26 protein-coding genes and 1 tRNA gene are annotated in these 23,031 nt (G+C 67.4%); 23 read left to right on the forward strand and 4 right to left on the reverse strand.

The window, feature by feature from the left end; all coding sequences use genetic code 11:
* Positions 1-290 precede the first annotated feature (290 nt).
* The 10 genes from crcB to AC5W7N_RS18315 all read left to right on the forward strand — a co-directional run bounded on the left by crcB (position 291) and on the right by AC5W7N_RS18315 (position 8,187).
* Entirely contained in the window at positions 291-710 is a 420-nt protein-coding gene (gene crcB, locus AC5W7N_RS18270) for a fluoride efflux transporter CrcB (protein WP_195019838.1), read from the forward strand.
* 31 nt (positions 711-741) lie between these two features.
* Positions 742-1,098: a DUF190 domain-containing protein gene (locus AC5W7N_RS18275; protein ID WP_490724712.1), complete on the forward strand. Its 357-nt coding sequence runs from the start codon at positions 742-744 to the stop codon at positions 1,096-1,098.
* A complete protein-coding gene (locus AC5W7N_RS18280; protein ID WP_163809719.1) occupies positions 1,095-1,457 on the forward strand; it encodes a fluoride efflux transporter FluC in 363 nt (120 codons plus the stop codon). Before AC5W7N_RS18275 ends, AC5W7N_RS18280 begins: the two co-directional genes overlap by 4 nt.
* Positions 1,458-1,504: 47 nt before the next feature.
* A complete protein-coding gene (pgm, locus tag AC5W7N_RS18285; RefSeq protein ID WP_163809721.1) occupies positions 1,505-3,145 on the forward strand; it encodes a phosphoglucomutase (alpha-D-glucose-1,6-bisphosphate-dependent) in 1,641 nt (546 codons plus the stop codon).
* Positions 3,135-4,475 carry an MFS transporter gene (locus tag AC5W7N_RS18290; RefSeq protein ID WP_163809723.1) on the forward strand — a complete coding sequence of 447 codons (1,341 nt, stop codon included), beginning with the start codon at positions 3,135-3,137 and terminating at the stop codon, positions 4,473-4,475. Before pgm ends, AC5W7N_RS18290 begins: the two co-directional genes overlap by 11 nt.
* A 96-nt stretch (positions 4,476-4,571) precedes the next feature.
* Entirely contained in the window at positions 4,572-5,273 is a 702-nt protein-coding gene (locus AC5W7N_RS18295) for a DsbA family protein (RefSeq protein ID WP_194989598.1), read from the forward strand.
* A gap of 98 nt (positions 5,274-5,371) precedes the next feature.
* Positions 5,372-5,444: transfer RNA gene (locus tag AC5W7N_RS18300), tRNA-Ala, on the forward strand.
* Between the two features lie 155 nt (positions 5,445-5,599).
* Complete coding sequence (locus tag AC5W7N_RS18305; RefSeq protein ID WP_280499341.1) at positions 5,600-5,839, forward strand: hypothetical protein; 240 nt, start codon at positions 5,600-5,602, stop codon at positions 5,837-5,839.
* A gap of 540 nt (positions 5,840-6,379) precedes the next feature.
* A complete protein-coding gene (locus AC5W7N_RS18310; protein ID WP_195006743.1) occupies positions 6,380-7,549 on the forward strand; it encodes an MFS transporter in 1,170 nt (389 codons plus the stop codon).
* Entirely contained in the window at positions 7,546-8,187 is a 642-nt protein-coding gene (locus AC5W7N_RS18315; RefSeq protein ID WP_194990751.1) for an HAD family hydrolase, read from the forward strand. The genes AC5W7N_RS18310 and AC5W7N_RS18315 overlap by 4 nt, the downstream gene beginning before the upstream one ends.
* A gap of 100 nt (positions 8,188-8,287) precedes the next feature.
* Here the strand turns inward: AC5W7N_RS18315 and AC5W7N_RS18320 are convergent, their stop codons facing one another.
* Positions 8,288-8,815, reverse strand: a complete 528-nt coding sequence (locus AC5W7N_RS18320) for a YybH family protein (RefSeq protein WP_194990750.1) — start codon at positions 8,813-8,815, stop codon at positions 8,288-8,290.
* A 347-nt stretch (positions 8,816-9,162) separates the two neighbouring features.
* Here AC5W7N_RS18320 and AC5W7N_RS18325 point away from each other — a divergent pair, with 347 nt between their 5' ends.
* The 5 genes from AC5W7N_RS18325 (at position 9,163) to AC5W7N_RS18345 (ending at position 15,365) form a co-directional block, all read left to right on the forward strand.
* Entirely contained in the window at positions 9,163-11,883 is a 2,721-nt protein-coding gene (locus AC5W7N_RS18325) for a helix-turn-helix transcriptional regulator (RefSeq protein ID WP_495921918.1), read from the forward strand.
* A 135-nt stretch (positions 11,884-12,018) separates the two neighbouring features.
* Complete coding sequence (locus tag AC5W7N_RS18330) at positions 12,019-12,768, forward strand: SDR family NAD(P)-dependent oxidoreductase (RefSeq protein ID WP_495921919.1); 750 nt, start codon at positions 12,019-12,021, stop codon at positions 12,766-12,768.
* A 192-nt stretch (positions 12,769-12,960) separates the two neighbouring features.
* Positions 12,961-13,443, forward strand: coding sequence for a helix-turn-helix domain-containing protein (locus AC5W7N_RS18335; RefSeq protein ID WP_163809975.1), 483 nt, complete (start codon positions 12,961-12,963; stop codon positions 13,441-13,443).
* Entirely contained in the window at positions 13,443-14,006 is a 564-nt protein-coding gene (locus AC5W7N_RS18340) for a DUF6036 family nucleotidyltransferase (protein ID WP_163809735.1), read from the forward strand. Before AC5W7N_RS18335 ends, AC5W7N_RS18340 begins: the two co-directional genes overlap by 1 nt.
* A 285-nt stretch (positions 14,007-14,291) precedes the next feature.
* A complete protein-coding gene (locus AC5W7N_RS18345) occupies positions 14,292-15,365 on the forward strand; it encodes a fatty acid desaturase family protein (RefSeq protein WP_495921920.1) in 1,074 nt (357 codons plus the stop codon).
* Positions 15,366-15,505: 140 nt separating this feature from the next.
* Here the strand turns inward: AC5W7N_RS18345 and AC5W7N_RS18350 are convergent, their stop codons facing one another.
* Positions 15,506-16,108, reverse strand: a complete 603-nt coding sequence (locus tag AC5W7N_RS18350; protein WP_195019831.1) for a CGNR zinc finger domain-containing protein — start codon at positions 16,106-16,108, stop codon at positions 15,506-15,508.
* Positions 16,109-16,175: 67 nt separating this feature from the next.
* On the opposite strand from AC5W7N_RS18350, the gene AC5W7N_RS18355 reads away from it, so the two are divergent.
* From AC5W7N_RS18355 to AC5W7N_RS18370, 4 genes are all read left to right on the forward strand, one after another.
* Positions 16,176-16,565 (forward strand): RidA family protein, encoded by a 390-nt coding sequence (locus AC5W7N_RS18355; protein WP_495921921.1) that lies wholly within the window; start codon positions 16,176-16,178, stop codon positions 16,563-16,565.
* Positions 16,566-16,847: 282 nt separating this feature from the next.
* Entirely contained in the window at positions 16,848-17,453 is a 606-nt protein-coding gene (locus AC5W7N_RS18360) for a dihydrofolate reductase family protein (protein WP_495921922.1), read from the forward strand.
* Positions 17,454-17,570: 117 nt separating this feature from the next.
* The gene (locus AC5W7N_RS18365; protein ID WP_195019830.1) at positions 17,571-18,416 is read left to right on the forward strand and encodes a helix-turn-helix transcriptional regulator; all 846 of its coding nucleotides are present in this window, start codon (positions 17,571-17,573) and stop codon (positions 18,414-18,416) included.
* A gap of 140 nt (positions 18,417-18,556) precedes the next feature.
* The gene (locus tag AC5W7N_RS18370; RefSeq protein WP_495921923.1) at positions 18,557-19,258 is read left to right on the forward strand and encodes an SDR family oxidoreductase; all 702 of its coding nucleotides are present in this window, start codon (positions 18,557-18,559) and stop codon (positions 19,256-19,258) included.
* A gap of 183 nt (positions 19,259-19,441) precedes the next feature.
* On the opposite strand, the gene AC5W7N_RS18375 is transcribed toward AC5W7N_RS18370, so the two are convergent.
* Positions 19,442-19,744: a hypothetical protein gene (locus AC5W7N_RS18375; protein WP_495921924.1), complete on the reverse strand. Its 303-nt coding sequence runs from the start codon at positions 19,742-19,744 to the stop codon at positions 19,442-19,444.
* Positions 19,745-19,994: 250 nt separating this feature from the next.
* Between AC5W7N_RS18375 and AC5W7N_RS18380 the strand changes: the two genes are divergently transcribed.
* Together AC5W7N_RS18380 and AC5W7N_RS18385 are read left to right on the forward strand one after the other, a co-directional pair.
* Complete coding sequence (locus AC5W7N_RS18380; protein WP_163809756.1) at positions 19,995-20,729, forward strand: helix-turn-helix domain-containing protein; 735 nt, start codon at positions 19,995-19,997, stop codon at positions 20,727-20,729.
* A 4-nt stretch (positions 20,730-20,733) separates the two neighbouring features.
* Positions 20,734-21,216 (forward strand): NUDIX hydrolase, encoded by a 483-nt coding sequence (locus tag AC5W7N_RS18385; protein ID WP_163809758.1) that lies wholly within the window; start codon positions 20,734-20,736, stop codon positions 21,214-21,216.
* Here the strand turns inward: AC5W7N_RS18385 and AC5W7N_RS18390 are convergent.
* Positions 21,192-21,719 (reverse strand): HD domain-containing protein, encoded by a 528-nt coding sequence (locus AC5W7N_RS18390; protein WP_163809761.1) that lies wholly within the window; start codon positions 21,717-21,719, stop codon positions 21,192-21,194. The genes AC5W7N_RS18385 and AC5W7N_RS18390 overlap by 25 nt on opposite strands.
* A gap of 206 nt (positions 21,720-21,925) precedes the next feature.
* Here AC5W7N_RS18390 and AC5W7N_RS18395 point away from each other — a divergent pair, with 206 nt between their 5' ends.
* The gene (locus AC5W7N_RS18395; protein WP_495921925.1) at positions 21,926-22,372 is read left to right on the forward strand and encodes a VOC family protein; all 447 of its coding nucleotides are present in this window, start codon (positions 21,926-21,928) and stop codon (positions 22,370-22,372) included.
* A 120-nt stretch (positions 22,373-22,492) separates the two neighbouring features.
* Complete coding sequence (locus AC5W7N_RS18400) at positions 22,493-22,864, forward strand: DUF4186 domain-containing protein (protein WP_163809765.1); 372 nt, start codon at positions 22,493-22,495, stop codon at positions 22,862-22,864.
* Positions 22,865-23,031: the final 167 nt, after the last annotated feature.

Raw genomic sequence — 23,031 nt, forward strand, 5'->3', positions numbered from 1 at the left:
ATGCTCAACGTTTGCTCGGGTGCGGCGTGGCGCTCGGACCGGTGCCGGCGTCGCCGTATTCGTGAACTCCGCGGTGCCGCCATCACCGACTCCGAGACGAGGCTGTGGACTGCGTCGGGTCTTCGGCGAAGACCTCAGTCGATTCGTACTGCGCGCCGGTCGGTGTGTCAACGAGGGGCGCCGCCCGAGCAGTCGCGCCGTCGGCCGGTGCCGTTGCCGCCGATAGCGTCACGGTGGACGCCGGGGCGCCGACGCGGCCGGTCATCGGGCTCGGACAGGAGGTTGGGGACGTGTCATCGCGGGCCGAAGCCCGGATCGCCGATCCGCGGGTACTGCTCGTCGTGGCGCTCGGCGGCGGGCTCGGTGCGCTGGCGCGCTACGGTTTCGCGGTCTGGCTGCCGACGCGTCCGGAGGGGTTCCCGGTGGCGACGTTCGCCGTCAACGTGATCGGCTGCGCCGCGATGGGCGTGCTGATGGTTCTCATCACCGAAGTGTGGGTAGCCCACAGGCTGCTGCGCCCATTCCTCGGCGTCGGTGTGCTCGGCGGATTCACCACCTTCTCCACCTACAGTGCCGAGATTCGTACACTGCTCGAATCGGGTGCCGTCGGTATGGGGCTCGGCTATCTCGGTGCCACGATGGTGACCTGCCTGGCGGCAGTGGTTGCGGGGATGGCGGCTGCGCGGTGGGTAACTGGAAGTGTGCGGTGAACAAGGTGAACGGCACGGAAGGGGGTCAGCGATGACCGAGGCGATCGGCGGTGCGGGGCAGTGGGCGCACGCCGCGCGGCTGGTACTGCTGCTCGGCGAAGACGCACGCTGGCGGCACGGCCCGCTGTACCACGAGATCGTTCGCCGGGCCCGCGACGGCGGGCTGCCCGGTGCCAGCGTGTGGCGTGGTGTCGAGGGTTACGGCGCGTCCTCCCGGATCCATACCGTCCGGCTGCTGGACCTGGCCGAACAACTACCGGTGATGGTGATGATCGTCGACGATGCCGCGCGGTTGCGTGCTTTCGTCGACGACAACGCCGAGTTGTTCGACACGGTGACCGTGACCTTGTCCGATGTCGAACTCTGGCAGCCGGCGGTGCGCCGATGACGGCCATCTGGGTGGTGGTGGGCGGAATGCTCGGCGCCCCTGCGCGATACCTCATCGATCGCGCCGTCGCGGCCCGCTGGGATTCCATGCTGCCTTTGGGGACGTTGACCGTTAACATTGTCGGTTCGGCGCTGCTCGGTGCATTGATCGGGGCGGGGGCGAACGGCTGGCTGCTGGCGGGCGCGGGAACCGGATTCTGCGGTGCGCTCACCACCTTCAGCACGTTCGGCTTCGAGACGATCAGGTTGGTGTCCGACGGTGCGTACGGCTACGCCCTCGGCAACATCGTGCTGAGTGTCGCGACCTGCCTGGCCGTGGTGTTCGCCGCCGCGTCCGTGACCGAATGGCTGTTCACATGATTCTGATGACGAGCCGGGCACAGCCAACCCGGAAGGGAGATCCCAGCATGGCGCACGATCGAGCCGGACGGCCCGCACGCCCGAGCGACCTGGTGGACGTCCCCGGTCTGGTGACCGCCTACTACACCCGGATCCCGGATCCCGCCGAGCCGGCGCAGCTGGTGGCGTTCGGCACCTCGGGCCATCGCGGGTCCAGCCTGGACACCACCTTCAACGAGGCGCACATCCTCGCCATCACCCAGGCCATCGTGGAATACCGCGCCACCCGCGGGATCACCGGTCCGGTCTATCTGGCTCGCGATACGCACGCCCTGTCCGAGCCGGCCTGGACCACGGTGCTCGAGGTGCTCGCCGCCAACGGTGTCACGGCGATGATCGATTCGCGCGACCGCTACACCCCGACGCCTGCTCTCAGTCATGCCGTGCTGCGCCACAATCGCGGCGGCACCAAGCATCAGGCCGACGGCATCGTCGTCACGCCCTCGCACAACCCGCCGCGCGACGGCGGCATCAAGTACAACCCGCCGCACGGCGGTCCCGCCGACACCGTCGCCACCGACGCGATCGCCGAGCGCGCCAACGAACTGCTGCGCGGCGGCCTCGCCGAGGTCGAGCGCGGCACCCTCGCGCAGGCCATGCCCACCGTCGAGCGCTACGACTATCTCGATCACTACATCGCCGATCTGCCGAGCGTGCTCAACCTCGACGCCATCCGCGGCGCGGGCATCCGGCTCGGCGCCGACCCGATGGGTGGGGCCAGCGTCGACTATTGGGAGGAGATCGGTCAGCGCTACGACCTCGAGCTCGAGGTGGTCAACCCGCTGGTCGATCCGACGTGGCGGTTCATGCCGCTGGATTCCGACGGCAAGATCCGGATGGACCCGTCTTCCCGGTTCGCGATGAACTCGCTGGTGTCGATCAAGGACGACTACGACATCTCCACCGGCAACGACGCCGACGCCGACCGCCACGGCATCGTCACTCCGGACGGCGGGCTGATGAACCCCAATCACTTCCTCGCCGTCGCCATCGAATACCTCGTGCCCAACCGAATGGGCTGGGACGCGCTCACCAAGATCGGCAAGACCGTGGTGACCTCGTCGATGATCGACCGGGTGGTGAGTGTGCTCGGCCGTGACGTGCACGAAGTGCCGGTCGGGTTCAAATGGTTCGTGCCCGGATTATTCAGCGGCAGCCTCGCTTTCGGCGGTGAGGAGAGCGCCGGCGCCTCGCTGCTGCGGATGGACGGCAGCGTCTGGACCACCGATAAAGACGGCATCGTGCTGGCCCTGCTGGCCGCGGAGATCACCGCCGTCACCGGGCAGAGCCCGTCGGCGCGGTACGTGGAACTCGAGCGCCGCTACGGCAGCCCCGCCTACGCCCGCGTCGACGCACCCGCCACCGCCGAGCAGAAGAAGCTGCTGGCCGAACTGGCCCCCGAGCAGGTGAGTGCCTCCGAGATCGCCGGCGAACCGATCACCGCGGTGCTCACTCGCGCGCGCGGCAACGGCGCGCCGCTGGGTGGGTTGAAGGTCACCACCGAGAACGCGTGGTTCGCGGCACGCCCCTCGGGCACCGAGGACAAGTACAAGATCTACGCCGAGTCGTTCCACGGTCCCGAGCATCTCGAGCAGGTGCAAGCGGCCGCCGAGGAACTGGTGGGGCAAGCTCTATCGGGTGACCGCTAGTTCGAAAGCTCTACCCCGCGAGATCTGGGTCCTGGTCGGGGCCGCGTTCGTCATCGCCATCGGATTCGGCCTCGTCTCGCCCGTGCTGCCGCAGTACGCGCGCAGCTTCGGCGTCGGTTTCGCGGCGGCCTCGGCGATCGTCAGCGCGTTCGCCCTGATGCGGCTGCTATTCGCGCCGATGAGCGGACGGCTGGTGCAGAAGCTCGGCGAGCGCTGGGTCTACACCAGCGGTCTGCTCATCGTCGCGGTGTCGACCGGCGCCAGCGCCTTCGCGCAGACCTACTGGCAGCTGCTGGTGCTGCGTTCGGCCGGTGGTATCGGCTCGACCATGTTCACGGTGTCATCGCTGGCCCTGCTGATCCGGATGTCGCCCTCGGACCAGCGTGGCCGCATTTCCGGTCTGTGGTCGACCAGCTTCCTCATCGGCTCGCTGGCCGGGCCCTTGATCGGTGGTCTGCTGGCCGAGTTCGGGCTGCGCGCGCCGTTTTTGATCTATGCGATCGCGTTGCTCATCGCCTGTGCCGTTGTGTACTTCAACCTGCGCAATTCACATCTGGCCGCGCCGGAGACCGCGGAGACCGCGCCGGCGAGCATGAGTTTCCGCGACGGGCTCGCGCGGTCGGAATACCGGGCGGTGCTGTGGTCCAACTTCGCCAACGGTGCCGCCGTGTTCGGTGTGCGTATGGCGCTGGTGCCGCTGCTGGTGGTCGAGGTGCTGGAACAGCCTGCAGGCATGGCGGGGGTGGCGTTGACGGTGTTCGCGGCGGGTAATGCCGTGGTGCTGTTCTTCTCCGGTCAGCTCTCCGACCGCTTCGGCCGCAAACCGTTCCTCATCATCGGCACCACCGTCTGCGCGATCGGCACGGCCGGCCTCGGTGTGGCGCCCGACGTGCTCTGGCTGCTGGTGTCATCGTTCGTCGCCGGACTCGGTTCCGGCATGTTCACTCCGGCGCAGCAGGCCGCCGTCGCCGACATCATCGGCCCCAAGGTGCGCGGTGGGCCGGTGCTTGCCGGGTTCCAGATGTCGGCCGATCTGGGCGCGGTGCTCGGCCCGATCGTGGTCGGTTTCATCGCCGAGCGGTTGAACTTCGGAGTGGGCCTGGCCGTCACCGGTGGGTTGTTGGCCGTCGCCGCGGTGGCCTGGCTGGTGGTGCCCGAGCCGATGCGGCGCGGCGAGGTGCGGGTGGAGAAACGCATCGAGACCGTCGACGAGGAAGCCGATCAACTCGCGGCGCCCTGCACCTGTGACGGCGGGCCGGGCGGGGGAGTGGCGGCGAACTCCGTCGAGCAGGTCGTGCACGCCGACAGTGAGGCGAAGGGCAGGCGATAGAACTCGCCTGTGCGGCGGGTGCGGCAGCCGCCGGCCCGGCCTCGAGGCAAAGTGGTTCGGGTGAGCACTTCGCCGTCGAACTACACGCCCCGGCCGATGTCCAGCACGACCACCTATGCGCTGGGCGCCGTCGCGCTGGTCCTCATCGGGCTGCTCGTCTTCCTCGCCTACCGCTGGATGGACGATGAGGCCGAGATCCGCAACGACGGCTACGGCACCGTCCGTGACGCCGCGGTAGTGACCGCGGTCCAGCCCGACGGCGCCATCGTGCTCGGCCGCCCCGGCGTGACCAAGATCATCGACGTCTTCGAGGACCCGCTGTGCCCCGGCTGCGGTGCGCTCGAGCACATCTTCGGCCAGGAAATCGCCCAGAAGCTCGACGAAGGCAAACTCGCCATCCGGTACCGCTTCGTCAACTTCCTCGACGACAAATCCGGCAGCGGCGACTACTCCACCCGCGCCATCGCGGCCCTGCAATGCGTCGCCGCCGACGGCTCCGGCCCCACCTACGCCGCGTTCCACGACGCCCTGTTCACCACCCGCCAGCCCAAAGAAGGCGGTTCTGACCTCAGCAATGACGATCTGGCCGCCCTCGCCCGGGACACCGGAGCCACCCCGGCCGCCGCGGACTGCATCACCACCGGCGCCCGCCTCGACGCCGCCAAGATCAACGCCGTCACAGCCGACGCCGACCTCACCACCCTCCTCGACGACGACGCCGCCACCCCCTCGGTCTTCGACGGCACCACCAAGATCGACGTCGGCAACCAGGACTGGGTCGCCGACCTGGCCCCCTGACCAGCCGTTCAACCCCCGTATCGAGGCGATTTGGTTCCCGGTCCCCACGTGGTGTAACTTCGTTCAGGCAGCCGGGGAACACCGGCGGCACACCACTCGGGGCTATGGCGCAGCTGGTAGCGCACCACACTGGCAGTGTGGGGGTCAGGGGTTCGAGTCCCCTTAGCTCCACTCCACTCGATACAAGGCTCATGCTCATGAAGAGCGTGAGCCTTGAGTCGTTTCGTCGTGTTCATGGTGCAGCGCGTACCGCTTGTCGGACCAGTCGAGGCGGAACTCGTCGATACGCTCGACCGCGCCTCCGGCTGTCTCGTTTCCTCGAGGGAATGGGGAGGCTTCGCATACCGACCATTCGCCGGCAGATCCTGCTCACCGCCTGGCGGGACGAGCAAGCGGCGGATCGGACGGACGGGCATTTCGCGGCGCTCACCCTCGGTCGCACACGGCCGCGAAACCTGGTCCGATTCCTCCGCGAGGGCGCCCGGCTCGGCCCGTTCGAAGGGACCTGGAACCCCACCGGCCCGTACGCCGATCGCCTGGCCGCTCTCACCGGTGACATCCGGTAACTGCCGTGCTCGCGGGGTCGCACGGTCCCACCGTGGTGCAGGCCAGAGTTCGCCGCGCCGTCCGCCGGCGGGCCGTAACGAATACGGCGAGCGTCGGCGGCGCGCCTGCCGAGATCAAAGCCGCAACGATATTTCGCATTGTTCAACGGAAGATATGAATTCCGCTGCCGGTCCATGAATTTTTGGCTGCTATGGGGTAGCGGGCCGCGAATGCAGTCCGATCCGGTTCGGCGAAATCGGTTCAGTCGCAATTGCCCATGTTCACCGAGCGTGGCAACAGCCCATTCGGATCAGAGCCGCGCGTGGTGGATTATGAAGCGGATCACGACGTCTCGTCTCGGATGGTGGGGAGCCGGGTGTGCTGGTAGTTTTCCGAAACGTCGGACGAAACGAATCGCTGTGGATTCGCTCCGAAATCCATTCGCATTCTTGCCGCCTACTCCATTTCGGAATGGCGGCCCACACCACTCTGCCCGGTGTCGATTTCTCGGTGCGCAATTCGCCGCGGGAATCGGCGCGCTACACCCTGTTGGAGCTGTCATGACCATCGTCGGCGCACCGCCGCCCGGAAACCCGCGGACCGTTCCGCGTGCTCTCGCCAGGGACCGCGCCCTCCTGACCGGATACTTCGCCGGGCTCGGCGTCGTCACCGCAGTGTGGGGGACCCGGATCCCCGCCGTGCAGGACGCGGCGGGACTCGACACCGCGGGTCTGGCGGCGGTGCTGCTCGCCGCGGCCATCGGGATGATCGCCGGCCTGCGGGTCGGCGGGCGGCTCGCCGGGCGGTACGGGCTGCCGGCTCTGTTGACCGGCGGCGGCCTGGGTTTCGCGATGAGTCTGGCGCTACTCGGAACATGCGGCAACGTTGTGGCGGCCGGTGCCGCGGCGCTGGTCTTCGGTACCGCGCACGGGGTGCTGGATGTCGCGGCCAATGCCGCTGCTGTCGACCTCGAGCGGGCGTGTCGGCGCCCGATCATGTCGGGCCTGCACGCGGCCTACAGTCTAGGCGCGCTGGGCGGAGCCTCCATCGCCGTCGCCACGGCGCACATGTCACACACCTATCTCTTCCTCGGTATCGCCGCCGTCGCGATCGTGACGACCGTGACGGCCGCGCCGATCACCCGCGAGCTCGGCGGTCGGATACCCGACGGCGATGCGGAACCGGAGAGCACACAGTCCCCGGCCGCTCGGATCTGGCTGCTCGGCGCGCTGGCGGCCGCATGCCTGCTCGGCGAAGGTGCTGCCGCCGATTGGTCGGCTGTGCACCTGACCGATCTCGGTGCCTCACCGGCGCTCGGTGCCGCGGCCTTCGCCGGGTACAGCGCGGCCATGGCAGCAGGCAGGTTGGCAGGCGATCGGCTGACGATCCGTTTCGGGGGGCCGAAAATCGTTCGCGCCGGGGCGATCCTGGCCGCTGCCGGACTACTCGCCGGCGCGATATCCGCCGAGATCGCGGTCGCGCTGGCCGGTTGGGCGCTGTTCGGTCTCGGCCTGTCGGTCACCATTCCGTCGCTGTTCAGCGCGGCAGGGGCGGGTGGTCCGCGCGCAGTGGCGACGGTGGCGGTGACCGGTTACCTGGGTTTGCTCGCCGGCCCTGCCGCTATCGGTGCCCTGGCGACCGCGACGACCCTGCCCTTCGCCCTCCTGCTGCCCGCGGCCCTCGCCGTGGCCGTGGCTTTCCTGTCCCCACGAGTCCTGGAGAACCGATGACCATCGAACCCCTGCACCAGACCGCGGAACTCGACGCGGTGATCTTCGACTACAACGGTGTGATCGGCCTGCAACCCACCCCGGCCATGTGGGGCGAGCTCGCCGAGCTTGCCGATCGGGCGGACGATCTCGCACGTTTCCAGAGCGCGTTCTGGGATGCCCGCGAACCCTACGATTCCGGCACCCTCGACGACGCCGACTTCTGGACCGCCGTCCTCGGCCACCGCCCGGACCCGGTCCGGCTCGCCCGGCTCCGCGCCGTCGACGCCGCCATGTGGACCCATACCGACAACCGGGTCGTCGAGCTGCTGCACCGCATCGAGCGTGCGGGACTGCCGATGGTGTTGCTGTCCAACGCACCTCATCCGGTGAGCGAAGCTCTCGACGCCGCCGACTGGCGCACGGCGATGGCCGATGCCCTCTATTCGTGCCGCCTTGGGATGAACAAACCCCACCCCGATACCTACCGAAAGGCGCTCGCCGCCACCGGTGCCGCAGATCCCGGGGCGGTCCTGTTCATCGACGACCGCGCCGACAACTGCGCGGCCGCCGCCCAGGTGGGCCTGCGGACGCTTCACTACACGGGTTCGCCGACGCAGCTCGAAGACCGTATCCGCGCGGTGATCGCCACCGTCTGAGGACCGGCACCGGCGGAGCACGGCATGTGCTCGCGTTCACGAGCCGAGGTAGAGCCGTCCGGCGGATGCATCCGGCCGTGCTCGCTCGAGTTCGGACCGATCATTGTGGCCGGTCCGGCAGCCGTCTGCGCAGGCCGAAACGAGCGGCCAAGCCGCTGACGGCCAGATGAAAGATCGTCCTGCCGCCCCGGACGGGCGAGTCCTTCTCGGTGGCGACCCAGATCTGGAAGTTCTTCGGGCTGAACGGGATCGAAATGTGCTCGTGTGTGATCGACCATTGACCGTCCGAGCGCCGCAGGCAGACGGTTTCTCGCACCCAGATCGACAGCTCGATGCCGCCTTTGTGTTTACCCGAGTCCAGGTGGAGCATATTCGCGAATGCGACATCACGGTCCGCGACGATGGACAGGTCATGGGTTTCCAGGCCGACAGGACCGTCATAGCCGTCGAACCATCGCACGAAATTGCGGCGCACCTCATCGGTTCCGGTGAACCGCAGCGGTGCGACGGCATCGTAGTAGACGATGTCGGGCGAATAGAACGACATCAGCCGATCGATGTCCTTCGCGCGCTGTGCCTCGGTCCGGCTCGCCAGCAGCGCCCGGATCTCCCGCTCATTCGACGTCATCATGTCTCCGTTCGAGTTTCCGTCCGCGATCGCCATTCCTGGCGACCGACGCATGGCTTCAGCACTCCGACGACGCGGTCCGGGCGAATGTGAGGCGCCCTCGTGGTCGCTCCGGTCGTGCGGAGTGTCCGGTGGTGGTCCGAGCGCCGTTCGTCATGACCGGGAACTGCTGTTACAGCGAGCATGGTCGGGCGCGCGACGACGATCGCGCTGCCGCCCGGCCCGCTCTCGCGCGGCTGCGGTGGGAACAATCGGCCGATTCCACTGCTCGGCTCTCCGGACCGCCCGGCGCCCATGCGGGCTGGACGACCCCGGTCGCGCCCACCGACCGGGATTATGCTGACCGAATGCTGGTGGGACGGGTCGTCGAGCAGGTCGGCATCCGTGACCTGCTGGCCGACGCGATGGCGGGGCACGGCCGTGCGCTGGCTATCCGCGGGGAGGCGGGCATCGGGAAGTCCGCGCTGCTCCGGTACGCCGGTGAAGCGGCCGAGGGCATGCGGGTACTGCGTGGTGTCGGTGTCGAATCCGAGGCCGAATTGGGGTTCGGGGTGCTGCATATGCTGCTGAACCCCTTCACCGATCGGATCGACCGGCTGCCCGGACCGCAGGCGGCGGCCCTGCGCGCGGCGTTCGGCCAGGCGGAGGCGGCCGAGGTCAACCGCTTCCTGGTCGGCGCCGCGACATTGACGCTGCTCGCGGAGTTGGCCGCCGAGACGCCGACGCTGCTGCTCGTGGACGACGCCCAGTGGGTCGATCAGAGCTCCATCGACGCACTGCTGTTCGCCGCCCGGCGTTTCGGCGAGGACGCCGTTGCGATGATCCTCGGGGTGCGTGACACCGCGGTGCCCTTCCCGACTCCTGGCATCGCGAGCATGCGCTTGACCGGTCTGCCCCGGGCCGCAGCCGCCGAACTGCTCGATCGGTACACGCCGGGCCTCACCGTGCCTGGCCGCGAGCGAGTGCTGGCGGAATCGGCCGGTAATCCGCTGGCTCTGCAGGAACTGGGTAGTGCCCGCCGCGCCGCGGAAACCAGCGGGCGATTGGATCCAGGCCATGAAGTCGGCCCGCTGGCCGCCACCTCACGAGTGCAGGAGAGCTTCCGCGCGCAGATCGCCGACCTTCCCGAGGGCACCCGCACTCTGCTGTTGATCGCGGCGGCCGACAGCGGCACCGATATCGGCACGGTGCTCGGCGTCGCCGCCGGCTTCGGATTGTCGGGTGTGGATCTGGAGCCGGCCGAGCGCGCCGGACTGGTGAGCGTGGACAGCGATCGCCTGGAGTTCCGGCATCCACTCATCCGCGCCGCCGTCTACCGGAACGCGCCGCATCATCAGCGGATCGCCGTGCACGAGCGGTTCGCGGTGGCGCTGACCGCGCCGGCGGACGCCGACCGCCGCGCCTGGCACCTCGCGGCGGCCACCACGAAGCCCGATGAGAGCGTGGCCGCTGTGCTCGAGCAGACCGCGCGCCGGCAGCAGGCGCGGGGCGGTGCCATGGCGGTCTCGGCGGCCTACGACCGCGCCGGGCGGCTGAGCGTGGACCCGGAGCGCAAGGCCAATCGCATACTGCTGGCCGCGCGCGCCGCCTACGATGCGGGCAAACCGGACCGCGCGACCCGGCTGGCCGCCGAAGCCGCCGCGCTCACCGACGACCTCGGAATCATTGCGGACGCAACGCATATCAGAGCCCAGGTCGAATACGAGCGCACCTCGCCCGCCGCGGATGCCGAACTCAGCCTGCGGGCTGCCGAACTGATCGTGGACGTCGATCCCGAACGCGCGTCGTTCTTCCTGGCCGAAGCGCTCTGCTGCGCGCGTGACGCGGCCGACCGTGCCCTCCTGCTTCGGGGCACCGAGCTGTTGAATTCCCTTCGGCTTCCGGATGATTCGCCGCTGCGTCCGCACGCGGCCGCCCAGATCGCCTGGGCGGACCTGCTCGGCGGTGCGGCCGCGGCAGCCGTCGAGGTGATGGCCGCGCAAGTCGCTGCCGCGCAGGGCGATACGGTCGATGATCTGCACAAGGTGGTCGCCGCGTTCAGCGCGTTGATGCTGGCCGACGACGCGGCAGCGGCCGCCGTGATGGACGAGATGATCGCGGGCGCGCGTGCGATCGGCGAGCTGCACTGGGTGCCGTACGGGCTCGAAGTGGCCGCGCTCGCGCAGATGTTCTCCGGGGACTTCGGCGAAGCCAGATCCGCTGCGGCCGAGGGGATAGCCCTCAGTGAGGAGATCGGCATGCCGATCGAGGCGGGCGCACTGCGGGCGATCGAGGTGTGGCTGGCGGCGGTGAGCGGAGAGGAGTGTCGGGCGTTGGCCGGGGAGATCCGGGCGAGTTTGTCCGCGACCCATCGCACACATGCGGCGCTCGCCGAATGGGGAGTTGCCATCGCGGATCTGGCCGCGGGCGACTTCGAGGCCGCGCTCGACCGTCTCGACAGCGTGTGCTCCGGGCCCGCCGCATACGACTTCCTGATTCGCGCGGTACCCGACCACGTCGAGGCGGCCGTGCGTGCTGGTCGTCGCGAGCGGGCCCGCGATCACCTCGCCGACTTCGAACAGTGGGCCGAGAGCGTCGGAACCGCCTTGCCGTCGGCGCTGCGATCGCGCTGCCGCGCATTACTGGCGACCGGCGACGACGCTGGTGACCTCTACGCGACGGCGCTGACACAGCACCACAAGCACGGCGGTCCCTACGATCGCGCGCGAACCCAGTTGGTCTACGGCGAGTGGCTGCGCCGCCGCCGCAGACGCTCCGAGGCGCGCACTCAACTGGCCGAGGCGCTCGACACGTTCGACCAGCTCGGCGCCCGGGCCTGGCTGGCGCGGGTGAACGCCGAACTCGCCGCACTCGGCGACCCACCGACCGCGCCGCGGCGCACCGATCCGCTCGCCCAGCTGACGCCGCAGGAAACGCAGGTGGTGCGCCTGGCCGCCGCCGGATACAGCAACAAGGAAATCGGCGCCCGGCTCTTTCTCAGCCCGCGCACCATCGGCCACCACTTGTACAAGGCCTACCCGAAGCTGGGAATCACCCGCCGAGCTGATCTCGCGCAGTTCCGGCTGTAGGCCCGGGCGCCCGGTTACCCATTCGGCCCCGTACACCGCCGCCACACACCAGTCGATCGACCGATGCGGCCGGTCGTACTGTCGACATAGCGTCGCTCGCGTCAGGTTGTCACCGCACACGGAAATGAGACGCACATGCTCCTCGACAACAAAACCGCCGTCATCTATGGCGCGGCCGGCGCCATCGGTTCTGCCATTGCCGCGAGCTTCGCGGCCGAAGGCGCCAACTGCTTCCTGGTCGGCCGCACGGCCGCCACCTTGGATGCCGTGGCCGACAAGATCCGGGCCGACGGCGGCCGCGCGGAAACCGCCGTGGTCGACGTGTTGGACGGGTCCGCCGTCGACGATCACGCCGCCGCCGTTGTCGAAAAGGCTGGCAGCCTGGACATTTCGGTGAATGTGATCTCCCAGGAGGCATTGTTCGGCCCGCTCGCCGACCTCCCGGTGGAGGCCTTCGCGAACTCGATCTCCCGGCTGCTCACCTCCCAGCTGAACACCACGAAGGCCGCCGCCAGGCACATGGTCACCCAGGAATCCGGGGTCATTCTCTTCTTCGGCGGTTCCGACTACGCCAGCAAGATGCCCGGACTCGGCAACGTCCAGATCGGCAGCGACACCATCGAGGCGCTGCGCCGGCAGTGGGCCTGCGAACTCGGCCAGCACAACGTCCGCGTGCTCACGCTGCGCACCGGCGGCATCCCCGAAACCCTGCCCGACATCCCGCAAACCGAACCTGCCAAGCAGTCCATGATCGACGCCACCCTGCTCAAGCGTGCCGCCACCCGCACCGACGTCGGCCACGTCGCCGCCTTCGCCGCCTCCGACCGGGCCCGCTCGATCACCGACACTCAGATCGACATCTCCTGCGGCGCCTACGCGAACTGAGCGGGGGATCAGGGCCCTCGAAGCACACAGGGGGCGTCGCCTGCAGGTTTCTACGGCGCGCCCCCTCGGAGATGCAAACGAACCCTTGGGCACTGAAGAGTCGTGCTGGGTGCTCCATAGTGTCTGTTGCTATATAGCATGCTGCGCTATACTGAGTGTATGTCGGATCGGCGTGAAGTTCTTCGTGAGGTGATGCTCGAAACGGGCACCACTCAGTCCGAGTTGGCGCGTGTGAGCGGCATCCGTCAACCCAGCATCAGCCAATTCCTTTCCGGCACGGTGAACATGAGCGACGAACAACTCTCCAGGCTGTTGTCCTGCATGGGGTATTGCCTGGAGATCGTCCGGCGACCGATCACGCCTGAACTCACGCGTTCCGAACACCGGTCATGGCGGCTACACCGACAGCTTTCGACTCACCTGAACCGGTCGACCCTTCAAGCGTGGCGTCCGCGGATCGAACGCAACCTGCAGCGGTTGCGTGACGGAGTCTCCGGGCAGCCTCACACCCGCAATATCGACCGCTGGGAGTCACTGATCGAACGCGGCGATGTGCCCGGTCTCCATCGCGTCCTCACCGGATTGGATCGCGACTCCATCGAGATGCGCGAGGTCTCTCCGATGGGTGGATTGCTGCCGCAGGATGAGCGCGCCGAGTTGCTGCGTGCCGGCTGATGCGCCGCCGCCAGTTGGAGCACGCCATCCGGACCGCGTGCCAGATCATCGGCAAGCCCGAGGTGATCGTCGTGGGCTCCCAGTCGATCCTCGGAACCTACCGCGAGGAGGAACTCCCCGCGGACGCGACGATGTCCATGGAGATCGACATCCTCCCGATCGCCGATGACAATGTCGAGACGGCGCGTCTCGCCGACCTCATCGAAGGCGTCGCCGGTGAGTTCTCACCTTTCGAGGAACTCCATGGATTCAGCATCGACGGCGTCGATCTGGAGACCTCCGCTCTCCCGGCCGGGTGGCGGAACCGGCTGGTCAAAGTCCGTAACGTCAATACGGCGGCCCCGTCCGGCCAGCCGCAGTTCACTGGCTGGTGCCTCGACAAAGAGGACTTGTGCGTAGCGAAACTGTGCGCCCTACGTGAGAAGGATCAGAACTTCGTCACTGCGCTGTTGCAGGCAGGCCTAGTGGATTCGAGGGTTATCGCGGAACGCCTGCCGTCGGTCCCGCAGCGGTACCGGTCAGGAGCCGAGCGCGCGCTCGAGTGGCTGTCCTCCCGGGCGTAGGTCTGCGCGACCGGCCTCGTGTACCGAAAGGGTTATCGGGCCTCGGACTGCTCCGGAACGTTGCGGACGTCAGTTCGATCCACGCTGGCGCTCTTGCGCACCGATCTCACACCCCGGCGCTATTCGACGTCATACCAGGGGATTACAGAGGACGAGAAAAGGGCGCATAGCTTCGGAGTAACGACATCGCCGCGCCGCAGGGCCCGCCACGGGCCGGGCGCCGACCGACATCCGACGGTCGGCCGTGCATCGCGCGGGTTGGATCCCCGACTCCGAGGAAGCTCTATGACCACACCTACCTTGTCCCCTCCGCAGCCGGCGCGGCGCGGCGTCGCCGGCGGTGACTACGCCCCACTGCTTCGCCGGGTCAGCGAGGCGGGCCTGATGGACCGGCGGCCGGTGTACTACGCGGTCCGGCTCGGTCTCGTCGGGTTCGCCTTCCTCGCCGGCTGGGCGGCATTCGCCCTGGTCGGTGATTCGTGGTGGACGCTGCTGGTGGCGGCGTTCCTGGCGGTGACCTTCGCTCAGGTCGCTCTGGTCATGCACGATGTCGCGCACCGGCAGGTCTTCCGGCTGCGTCGCCCGACGGAAATCGTCGGCCGAGTCGTCGGCAATGCCGGAATCGGGTTGGGTTACGGCTGGTGGCAGGACAAACACACCCGCCACCACGCCAACCCGAATCACGAGGAACTCGACCCCGATGTAGCGCCCGACATTCTCGTCTGGTCGCAACAGCAGGCGAAGGCCAGCCGAGGGCTGCCGCGCCTCATCGGCAGGGCGCAGGCGTACCTGTTCTTCCCGCTGCTGCTGCTGGAAGGACTGAACCTGCACGTCGCGGGCGTGCGCGCGCTCAGAAACCGATCGGTCAAACACCGTGTCCTCGAGGGCGCGCTGCTGTTCGGCCACTTCGCCGTCTACCTGACGGCCCTGTTCGTCGTCCTGCCCGTGGACAAGGCCTTCGCGTTCTTCGTCGTCCACCAGGCGCTGTTCGGGGTGTACATGGGCTGCATCTTCGCGCCGAACCACAAGGGCATGCCGACCTTGACCGGCGACGAACGCCCCGACTACCTGCGGCGTCAGGTACTGACCTCCCGAAACGTCAAGGGCGGCACGCTGACCGATATCGCGCTCGGCGGTCTGAACTATCAGATCGAGCACCACTTGTTCCCCAGCATGCCGACCCCGAACCTGCGCCACGCCCAGGCCATCGTGCGCGAGTACTGCGCGGAAATCGGTGTGCCATACCACGAGACGGGGTTGATCGCTTCCTACCGTGAGGCGCTGAGGCACATGCATCACGTCGGCGCGCCGCTGCGGGGCGGTCGGAAGGGCGGCCCCGCCGGTCTCCGAGTCGGATGAAACAGGGGCCAGTGCTGCGGGCTCAACGCTTCAATGCTCTCGTGCTGTCTGATGACCGCCGAAATCGACTCCCTGGACCGACCCTCAGATCGAGTAACGCTTGTTCCCGGTCCGCCGGGATCGGCGGTGTTCGATCCTGATCACCGCTGTTCGGCCTGGCGGGCGCGTAGGGCGCGAAGCTTGTGCCGGTTGCCGCAGCGTTCCATGGCGCACCAACGGCGGGCGCCGGGGCGGGAGGTGTCCACGAAAACCAGGGGGCAGTTGTCTCCCGCGCATTCGCGGATTCGTCCCGCGAGCGGGCCGGTCAGTAGTTCGATCATTTCGCGGGCGAGCGTCGACAGTGCCTGTGTGGCTCGCACCGGAGCCGCCCATTCGGCACTGGCACCGTCCGTGGCCAGCGCGGGCGTCAGCGGCGTCGCGGCCGCGGCGCGGTTGATGGTTTCGACCGCGCTCGCGGGGAGTGGTCGGCCGTCCGCGCGGGCATGGGCGGCCTCCCAGATCGCTTGTCGCAGGGACTTCGCCGCGGTCAGCTCGCGGGCGGTCACGGGAGCCGTCGGGAGCGCGAACAGGGGCGGCGCTGCCAACCATTCGGCCAGGTCGTCGGGCTCGTGGAGGCTTTCGAACTTCGCGTATTCGCCCTCACCGCCGGTATGGGCGAAGTCCAGGCAGACGGCGCCGGCGTCGAACCGGAACGACCCGCCCTTGGGGTCGCGCAGCACCCGTCCGGTTGCATTCGCTCGCATGAACCCACTATAACTGGTGTCGTACCGAAACCGCTTTAACAGGTTTCGCCGATCGAGGAGGAAACTCATGGCCGTACGGCACATCAACCCCGAGGGCCTGCATCGCAGCCCGGCCTTCAGCCAGGCCGTCGTGGTGGAACAGCTCACGAAGACGATCTATATCGGCGGCCAGAACGGCGTAGACGCCGACGGCAAGGTTGTCGGCTCCACGGTCGGCGAACAGTCCCGGCAGGCCTTCCGCAACTTGATCGCCATCCTGGACAGTGAGGGAGCGAGCCTGGCGAACATCGTGCACTGGCGAATCGCGGTGGTGGACGGTCACACGTTCGACGAGGGCGTGGCCGCCTTTCAAGAAGTATGGAACCGGGCGGACCCGCCGCCGGCCATCACCGTCCACGTGGTGGCCGGCCTGAACCCGGGGTGCCTTGTCGAGATCGATGCCGTGGCCGCGGTGTAAACGCCTGCGGGCGAGGTGTTTCGACGGCCACGCCGCAGGCCCGTCTCCAGCTGCGTCAGCCGAGTCGAGCGGTGACGCCGCTGACCGCCAGGTGGACGTGCGTAATCGACTATCGCCCTCGGTCGACTCGGCAATCGATCGAGCACCACTCGTTCGTGAGCTGCTGTGACCGGAAGCAACCACTCCGGATTTCGGCGTTGCCGACTGCCTCGCGGCGCGCCACCGATGAGTTTGTGGTTCTCGATCGGTCAGAGCTGGTGACACCGTAGAAAGGACACCACCATGTCGGAGCTTCTCGTCGACTTCATCACCTCTCTCGACGGCTACGCCTCGGGCCAGGGATGGCCCGGTTTCTGGGGCCTCGAGGGCCCCGAATACCTCGCGTGGCTCGGCGAGCAGCCCAAGGTCACCTACCTGATGGGAGCGAACACCTACCGCCTGATGTCGGGCTTCGCCGCCGGTCAGGTCCCGGACGGTCAAGACGAGTTCAGGCCCGAAGAAGAGGCCTCCGTCAACGAGCTCACCCAAGCGCCCAAGGTGGTGTTCTCCTCCACTCTCGAGGAGCCGCTGACCTGGGCCAACTCCACACTGGTGCGCGACGACGCCGTCGAGGCGGTCCGCGCTATGAAGGCGAACGGCTCGGGCATCCTCAGCACGATCGGCAGCCTCAGCCTGAGCCGCTCCCTGCTCCGCGCCGGACTCGTCGACCGCTTCCGCGTCGTGATGTTCCCCGTCATCACCGGCGCCACGGGTGAAGAACGCATCTACGACGGCTATCCGGACGTCGCCCTCGAGATGACCGACCACCGCACCTTCGACGGCCGCACCCAGCTGGTCGAATACAAGCCCCGCGTGCTCGAGCACCCGCCACTCGGCGGGCCCGCGTGAGGTCGACCTGGATCGCTGTCGGGTCGGCGGGGCGCGGAGCAAGCTACCGGTCGCCGCACTGTGCCCCGCCCGCCCACACCGGGAACAGGCCCACCGCGACCGGCGTTGTCGTCGCTTATGACCAGCGAGTTCGAGCCGTCCCGTCGCGAACTGTTACGTGACTTCCTGCGCACCAGACGCGCCCGCCTGAGTCCCCAGGATGCCGGGATCATCGCGTCCGGCAGGCGGCGCACACCCGGGCTGCGCCGGGAGGAGGTCGCGGTGCTCGCCGGGGTCGGGGTGTCCTGGTACACCTGGTTGGAGCAGGGGCGCGAGATCACGGTCTCCGCCGACGTGCTCGACGCGGTCGCCCGGGCGCTGCAGCTGAGCGAACCCGAACGCGCGCACCTCTACCTGTTGGCCGGGTCGAACCCACCGCCGGTGGACTGTGCGCCCCGCTCGGCGGTGCCACCGGAGATTCGGCAGTTGGTCGACGGGTGGGAGGGCCGGCCCGCCGTGCTCCGCGATCGATACTGGAATGTGCGGGCGTTCAACGACACCGCGCGGGCGGTCTTCGACTACCGCGATGGCGACCACAACTGCCTGATCACCTACTTCACCAGTCCACGCTATCGCGCGATGAACGAGCTCTGGGCCGCCAACGCGGCCGCCGTGGTGGCCGCGTTCCGGGCCGACGCGGCGGTCTGCCCGGGGGATCCCGAACTCCGCCGGGTGGTGGACGAACTCGGTGCGGTGAGCCCCGAATTCGCCGAACTCTGGGCGCGGCAGGAGGTCGGTGCGCCGGAGCAGGCGGTGAACGCGCTGCGTCATCCGGATGCCGGGCCGTTGTTCTTCGACGTCACGACGTTGACAGTGGCCGACCGGGCCGAATGGCAACTGGTGCTGTACAACCCCCGCCCTGGCACCCCGACTACCGAACGTCTCCGGCAGCTGCACCGGACCGCCGTGCCGATGCCCGCCTGACCTTCGCAGGGTGGTGGTGCCACACCCACCATAAACGCGCACTGTTCCCCGCGCGGGCGGCCGAGCACTGTGGAGGCATGACGCACAACAACTCTCGCTTCACAGACAAGATCGCGCTCATCACCGGTGGTTCCAGTGGTATGGGCCTCGCCACCGCCCACCGGCTCATCGCCGAGGGCGCCACGGTGATCGTGACCGGGCGTGACAAGGCGCGGCTGGATCGCGCGGTCGCCGAGCTCGGCGAGCGCGCGATCGGTATCGCCGGTAACGCCACCGCCCTGCCCGATCTCGAAGCACTCGCAGCCGAAGCCGGCGCCCGTTTCGGACGGCTGGACGTGGTATTCGCGAACTCCGGCATCGGCGCGTTCCACACCATCACGGAGGTCGACGAGACCGAGTTCTATCGTGTCCTCGACAGCAACCTCAAGGCCGCCTACTTCACAGTTCAGAAAACACTGCCCCTGCTGCCCGACGGTGCCTCGATCGTGATCAACGCATCCTTCGCCCCGTATCGCGGCGCCCCCGCCGCAGCCCTCTACACCGCCTCCAAGGCGGCCGTGCAAAGCCTGTCTCGAACCCTCGCCGCCGAGCTCACCGATCGGCGTATCCGCGTGAACTCGGTAAGCCCCGGCTACATCGACACCCCGGCCTTCCGCGCCGAAGCCGCACCAGGGCGCGAAACCGCCATAGCCACCACGGTCTCCGCCGGCCGCATCGGCACACCGGAGGATGTAGCGGCGGCAGTGGCGTTTCTGGCTTCTGACGAAGCGGCGTATATCAACGGGCAGGATCTGCTTGTGGACGGCGGGTTGATCACCGTTTCGTCGGCAGCGATGCTGTAGGGGGTTATTGGAGAGCTCCGCCCTGCTGGCTCTCGGCCGTAGCCGAACGGAGATGTCTTCCGCGGCCTTGTACTCGCACGCGAGGTGATCGGTGCCCCGATCATCGCGGCCACCAGATCGTCGCAGCGATGACCAGTAGCGGTAGGGCGATCGCGATCACGAAACCGGCGACGACGAAGGTACTCATCGCGTCCCTTCCGCATACGCCCAGCGAGCGAAGCTGAGACGAGGGGAGACAGTTTCCACGTCGGCTACGTTCATGACGGCGTTGAGTTCTAGTGGGCCGAGGTGATCGGGCGCGGGCACTATCACCACATCTGCGGCGGCGTTGCGTGCCTGGTCTGCTACCCGGAGCACCGACCGCCCGTCCGACCACACGAGGCGGTACCCGAGGTGGCGGGCGAGGCGGTGTATCTGGGCGCGATCCCATTCGGGTGCACGGCTGATGTCGTAGTCGATCCAGCCGAAGGCGATCGAGTGGTTCATGGCGCCGCCTGGCCGGGCTGCGAGTGGCTACAGTCCAAATGGTCGCCCCAGGATGCGGCTGTCGAGTGGGCGCGTTGTCCAGCAGCGATCTGCTCGAGGAGGGTTGGCATTGAAACCCTTGTGTTGGCCTTGGATTGTTTGGCTCGGAGAGCGAAGTTGCCCCCCGACACGACAAGAATCCCGCGACATATAGGGACGGAATAACCCAAGATTTGGGACACATAGGGACGCTTTGGGTTAGAACGTAGGCATGACGAATGAGCGGCTGCGGGGCGCGATGGCAAGCGCGAACCTTACGAAACACGCTCTGGCGGAGCGACTTGGCGTCAGCACGAAAACCGTTGAACGGTGGATCACGCAGGGCCGGTGTCCACACCCAGGACTACGCCTGAAAGCGGCTCGAGTCCTCGATCGGGACGAAACCTACCTGTGGCCCGTGTTGCTGGCCGGCAGCAGGTCCGCAGCTGCTTCGCTCTCGGAACTGGTGCAGGTTTGGCCGACCCGGCCCGAGGTACCGCAGGAGGTATGGCGCTCGCTGATGAAACAAGCCGAAGACCACATCGACGTATTGGTCTACGCCGGAGGATTTCTCGTCGAGTCACTGGACTTCGTGAGCGTCGTCCGTACCAAAGCCGGTGCCGGCGTCCAGGTCCGGATCCTTCTGGGCGAAAGCGACTCCCCGCAGATCGTGGCACGGGGACGTGAAGAAGGCTTGCCCTCGTTGTCGCAGCGGTGTGCGTCGACGCTGGAGTACCTTCGGGAAACGATGGACCTGCCGATGGTGGATATCCGGACGCATCGCACCACGCTCTACAACAGCATCTACCGATTCGGCGACTCGCTGTTGGTCAACACTCACAGCTACGGTGCGTACGCGGCGAAATCTCCGGTTCAACATCTTCAAAAGGTCCCCGGCGGACGACTCTTCGCCTACTACATGGACTCATTCGAGGCTGTCTGGAAGACAGGCCGCACCGTAACCTGACGTCATGGGACGGCGAATCGACTATCACCAGGACCCCAACGCACCGGCCGCGAACAGTGTCCGCCCGAGCGCAGCCGCGTTTGTCCAGAAGGGTGGGGAAGTCCTGCTGATCTGCAGGTCGGACAACGGCAACTGGTCCATGCCGGGTGGCGCGCACGACCCAGGCGAATCGCTCACTCGTACCGCTGTTCGCGAGACTCGGGAAGAGACGGGGGTGGATATCCAGGTCACCGGAATCGTCGGCATCTTCACCGATCCCACCCACGTCATCCATTACACGAGCAACGACGAGGTCCGTCAGGAATTCACCGTCGTATATCGCGGCGAGCCGATCGGTGGCCGACCTATGACCAGCAGCGAGAGCACGCGCGTCGAGTGGGTTCCGGTCGATCGGATCCCTGCCCTGGCGATGGACCGCAGCCAGCGCAAGCGGATCGACTGGGCGCTGAACGAGAGCGAGCCCTACATCGATCCCGATGCGCGCTGAGCAGCTGCTCGCAGTCGAGGTTCCGCCTTCGTGATCGCGGTATGAACGATGTCGCCCGGTTCATAGCGTTCCAGGATCTCAGCCAGGCGCTCATCCACCGTGAAATCCTCCCCGTTCGGACCCGTCGACAGGTCGGACCACCACAGGAAGTCTTCGGCCTTCTCGAGCCCGGCCACACCAGAGAGTTGGAACTCGTCGAATATGGCCGAGTCCAGACCTCTCACTTCAGCCTCGACCTCGGCTGCCGTATGAAACGCGACCAGATGACACACAACTGGTGAGTACCCGAGTGATCGCAGCAACCGGGCCCCGTCTATCGGATGAAATCCGAGGTCAGGATGGCCGTAACCGACGTCATGCAGGTAGGCAGCCGTAACCGCATCCCCGCGAAGGTCGCCAGGCAGCAGCTTCGCTACAGACGCCATCCGGCGCCCCACCGCGACCGAATGAGTCCGACGCGACTCAGCCAGCGGGGCCAACAGCTCAGCGACAGCCCGATTCACGGCCGTCATGGTACGCATCTCTCCGACGCGTCGAGACTCGAGCGATGCTTGAATTTCGGCTCGGGGTCCTGTTGGCGGTGGTCCAGCGGGTCCATCTCCGCGTAGGAAACAACTCCGATAATCACGACACCAGGTGTCGCGATTCCTTGAAACCCTGACGTGACGACCCATCGAACACACGATGGTCGGTACCGAAGGAGTATGAAGTGCTGTCTCAGCTCAACCCGTGCATCACGTTCGACGGTAATGCGCGGGAGGCGATGGAGTTCTATCGAGAGGTCTTCGGTGGGGAACTGGAAGTGGGGACGGCTGCGGACTTCGGGTCGGCGGAGTCCGTGGGGGCTGACAAGGTCATGCACGCGCGGCTCGATACGCCGGCCGGGTACACGTTGATGGGTTGGGACTATCCGGAGGACAGGGCGGATCATCCGCTCTACCGGCCGGGGAACAATGTGGCGCTCTTCCTGGGTGGGGAGGATGCCGAGGAACTCCGCAGCTACTTCGCGAAGCTGGCGGTTGGTGGCACCGTTACGTTGGCTTTGGCAGAACAGGTGTGGGGTGACGAGGCCGGCTCGCTCGTGGACCGATTCGGGATCAGCTGGATGTTCAACATCACCGTTCAGGACCGATCGACCAGCGAGGCAGTGGTCTGAGGTGCAATCCGGGTTCCTGGGGGCGCTGTGCTTCGCGCACGTCCCCACGGCCTGTTGCGGGTTGATCGCTCGATGCTCGTGCGAGGAGCATGGTGGTGTGATCGGACGTCTGTACCTGTGATGGACGAGCTGGATGCGAGGCTGCGGCGGATCGGGCAGCATCACTTCCGCGCGAAGTTCCGGCTGCGTGGGCGAGATCGCGCGGTGGTGGATCTGCGCGGTATGGCGACCGTCCGGAAACATGCCGAGGAGCTGATCGAGCGCAGGCTGGCCCCGGCCGAACCACGCAACGACGGGCGTCAGACGCCCTATCGCGGGCACCCGGTGTTCGTCGCCCAGCACGCCACGGCGACGTGCTGTCGCACCTGCTTGGAGCGGTGGCATGGCATTCCGGCGGGGCGGCCGCTCGATGAGGGCGAGCGGGGGTATGTCGTGGAAGCGATCTGCCGGTGGATCGTGGGGCAGTACGCTCCGGGCAGCCCGCCGCCGTAAGAAGTCACGCGCTCACCGATGGTGATGAAGGGTCCTGCCCTGGTTCGTGCATTCGGGTGCTGGTCGCAGGGAGCGGTAAACCGGTCTCGCAATCTGGCGCGCCGATCGCGGTGCAGTAGGCGCGCACGATCGGTCGGGCGCCACAGGTTCGGTGTCGGTGTGCGAGG

The sequence above is a fragment of the Nocardia sp. CDC519 genome, from assembly GCF_059509835.1.